Annotated in this window: 3 protein-coding genes and 2 pseudogenes; 4 read left to right on the top strand and 1 reads right to left on the bottom strand. The window is 68.7% G+C overall.

Going from position 1 to position 2336, the window contains the following annotated elements; translation table 11 throughout:
• Both AC01Y6_RS04145 and AC01Y6_RS04140 read left to right on the top strand, forming a co-directional pair.
• Positions 1-167 (top strand): annotated as a pseudogene (locus AC01Y6_RS04145) (transposase); the annotation flags it as partial.
• 1 nt (position 168) lies between these two features.
• Positions 169-294 (top strand): annotated as a pseudogene (locus AC01Y6_RS04140) (Uma2 family endonuclease); the annotation flags it as partial.
• Positions 295-311: 17 nt separating this feature from the next.
• Here the strand turns inward: AC01Y6_RS04140 and AC01Y6_RS04135 are convergent.
• Positions 312-1352: a quinone-dependent dihydroorotate dehydrogenase gene (locus AC01Y6_RS04135; protein ID WP_476670353.1), complete on the bottom strand. Its 1041-nt coding sequence runs from the start codon at positions 1350-1352 to the stop codon at positions 312-314.
• 121 nt (positions 1353-1473) lie between these two features.
• On the opposite strand from AC01Y6_RS04135, the gene AC01Y6_RS04130 reads away from it, so the two are divergent.
• Together AC01Y6_RS04130 and AC01Y6_RS04125 are read left to right on the top strand one after the other, a co-directional pair.
• A complete protein-coding gene (locus tag AC01Y6_RS04130) occupies positions 1474-1998 on the top strand; it encodes a hypothetical protein (RefSeq protein ID WP_476670352.1) in 525 nt (174 codons plus the stop codon).
• A 119-nt stretch (positions 1999-2117) separates the two neighbouring features.
• Positions 2118-2336 (top strand): LON peptidase substrate-binding domain-containing protein (locus tag AC01Y6_RS04125; RefSeq protein WP_476670351.1); only part of this gene is annotated, 219 nt, incomplete at its 3' end.

Here is a 2336-nt window from a genome sequence, read left to right as displayed (position 1 = left end):
CGGGGGAGAGGGGTAGCTGGCGGGAGGCTAGAGAGCGGGCGGCCCGGGTTCTCTTGCCCGAGCTCGTGGAGCGGGTCATCCTGCGGGAGCTCCATGCTCTGGGTCTGGGACCGCCGGGGGGAGAAGGTGAAGGTTTATGCGGGGTATGCGGGAGGTGCAAGTTTTGAGGTGAAGGACGTGGTGGTCTTTGACCCCTACACCCTTCTCGTCCTCCACCTGCGCCGGGACGGGGCTTTCCGCCACGTTTCCCCTGTGGAGCTGGAGCTTAAGGCGGGCTGTCTCCTCACCGTTTAAACTCCCCTCCCCCGGGCTTAAGGGCGGCGAAGCTCCCTCAAGGAGGAAACGCCCTCCGCCTCCATGAGGCGGAGGAGCCCCAGGAGGAGCCTCCTGGGAAAGAGGGGCCCCCCGTAGACGAAGCCCGTGTAGACCTGGACCAGGCTCGCCCCGGCCTTGAGCCTCTCCCAGAGGTCCCAAGGGGTCTCCACACCCCCCACGCTCACCAGGGCAAGCCCCTCCGCGCCCTCCGCCAGGTGGCGGAGAACCTCCAGGGCCCTCTTCTTCAAGGGCCTTCCCGAAAGCCCCCCGGCCTCCTGGGCCCAGGGGCTTTTCAGGCCCTCCCGGGCGAGGGTGGTGTTCACCGCCACCAGGCCCTGGAGGCGGTGCTTCCGCGCCAGGTCCACCACCTGGTCCAAGGCGGGCCAGGAGAGGTCCGGGGCCACCTTGAGGAGGAGGGGCTTCGGGGTGGCCGGGCGGAGGCGGGCGAGGAGCTCGTCCAGAAAGGGCCCCTCCTGGAGCGCGCGAAGGCCTGGGGTGTTGGGAGAGCTGACGTTCAAGACGAAGTAGTCCCCGAAGGGCTCTAGGATGCGGAGGGCCTCGAGGTAGTCCTCCGCCGCCCGCTCCAGGGGCGTGTCCCGGTTCTTCCCCAGGTTGACCCCCACGGGCAGGGGAAGCCCCCTCTGGCGGAAGCGCCGAAGGTGGCGGGCGGCCTCCTCCGCCCCCCGGTTGTTGAAGCCCATGCGGTTGATGAGGGCGTGGTCCTCGGGGAGGCGGAAAAGCCTCGGCCTGGGGTTTCCCTCCTGGGGCCTCGGGGTGAGGGTCCCCACCTCGGCGAAGCCGAAGCCCAGGGCCCACCAGGCCCCTAGGGCCCGGGCATCCTTGTCCATCCCCGCGGCGAGGCCCAGGGGGTTGGGGAAGGCCACCCCAAAGGCCTCCACCCGGAGGCGGGGGTCCTCCAGCCGAAGAAGCGCCGCGGGAACCCGCAAAAGGGGCCCCCGCTCCGACCACCAGGCGAGGAGGCCCAGGGCGAGGCCGTGGGCGGCCTCAGGTTCCAGGGCCAAGAGGAGGCGGTGCATGGCCCCATGCTACCTGGGGCCATATTGCTGGGGGTATACACGGCGAGAAGCTTTCAGAGCCCTTGTTTAGAAGGGTTCTAGAGGAGTTGACAGGTATAGGGGAAGGGGGTATTGTGAGGGCATGCTGCGGTCCCTCCTTCTCGCCCTTGGGCTTTCCCTCGCGCTCGTAAGCTGCTCCGCCACCCTCACCCTGCCCCTCCCCGACCAGACCGTCGAGGTGGCCGCTGTGGCGGACACCGGGGGCAAAGTGGTCTACCCGGCGAACCCCAATCCTTTCTCCCCTCCCAGGAGCATCCTCAAGGACGTGCGGGTGGAGGGGACCCTCGAGGCCAGCCAGGACCTCTTCCTTACCCTGGACCTCTACGCCCGCACGGAAGACCCCGCCCAGGACCCGGATTGCTTCGCCCTCTCCGACCCCGGCACCACCTACGCCTACGCCTGCTCCGTGGGCCCCGAGGACGAGAAGATCGGCCAGGCCGGGTTCGCCAACACCGCAAGCGCCCCCCTCTCCCTAAGCGGCTCCAAGCTCACCGAGGGGATCAAGCAGGGGAGGCTCTGGCTCGGCGTCATGGCAAGGGGCCTTCCCGCCGCAGGGGTCACCTTCACCTTCAAGAACCTTCGGGCCACCGTCACCCTGGGCTTCTAGGTGCCCTTAGGCGGGCTTCGCAACATGGGAGGCCCCAACCGGGGCTTTGGGAAAGCCCCCCTTGGCCTTTGTGCCCTAAGGCGCCGGGAAGCGGGAGGAGAAAGGTATCATAAGGGCAGATGAAGGACGCCTTGCGCCTAGAGCTTCCCGTTCTGCCCCTCAGGAACACGGTCATCCTCCCCCACACCACCGCGGGGGTGGACGTGGGGCGGATGAAGAGCAAGCGGGCCGTGGAGGAGGCCCTCTCCGCCGACCGCTACATCTTCCTGGTGGCCCAGAAGGACCCCGAGGTGGACGACCCCGCCCCGGAGGACCTCTACCCCGTGGGCACCCTGGCC

The sequence above is a fragment of the Thermus sp. genome, assembly GCF_056332225.1.
Note: the sequence above shows the minus strand (reverse complement) of the source record. Positions and strands in the feature narration are given on the sequence as shown.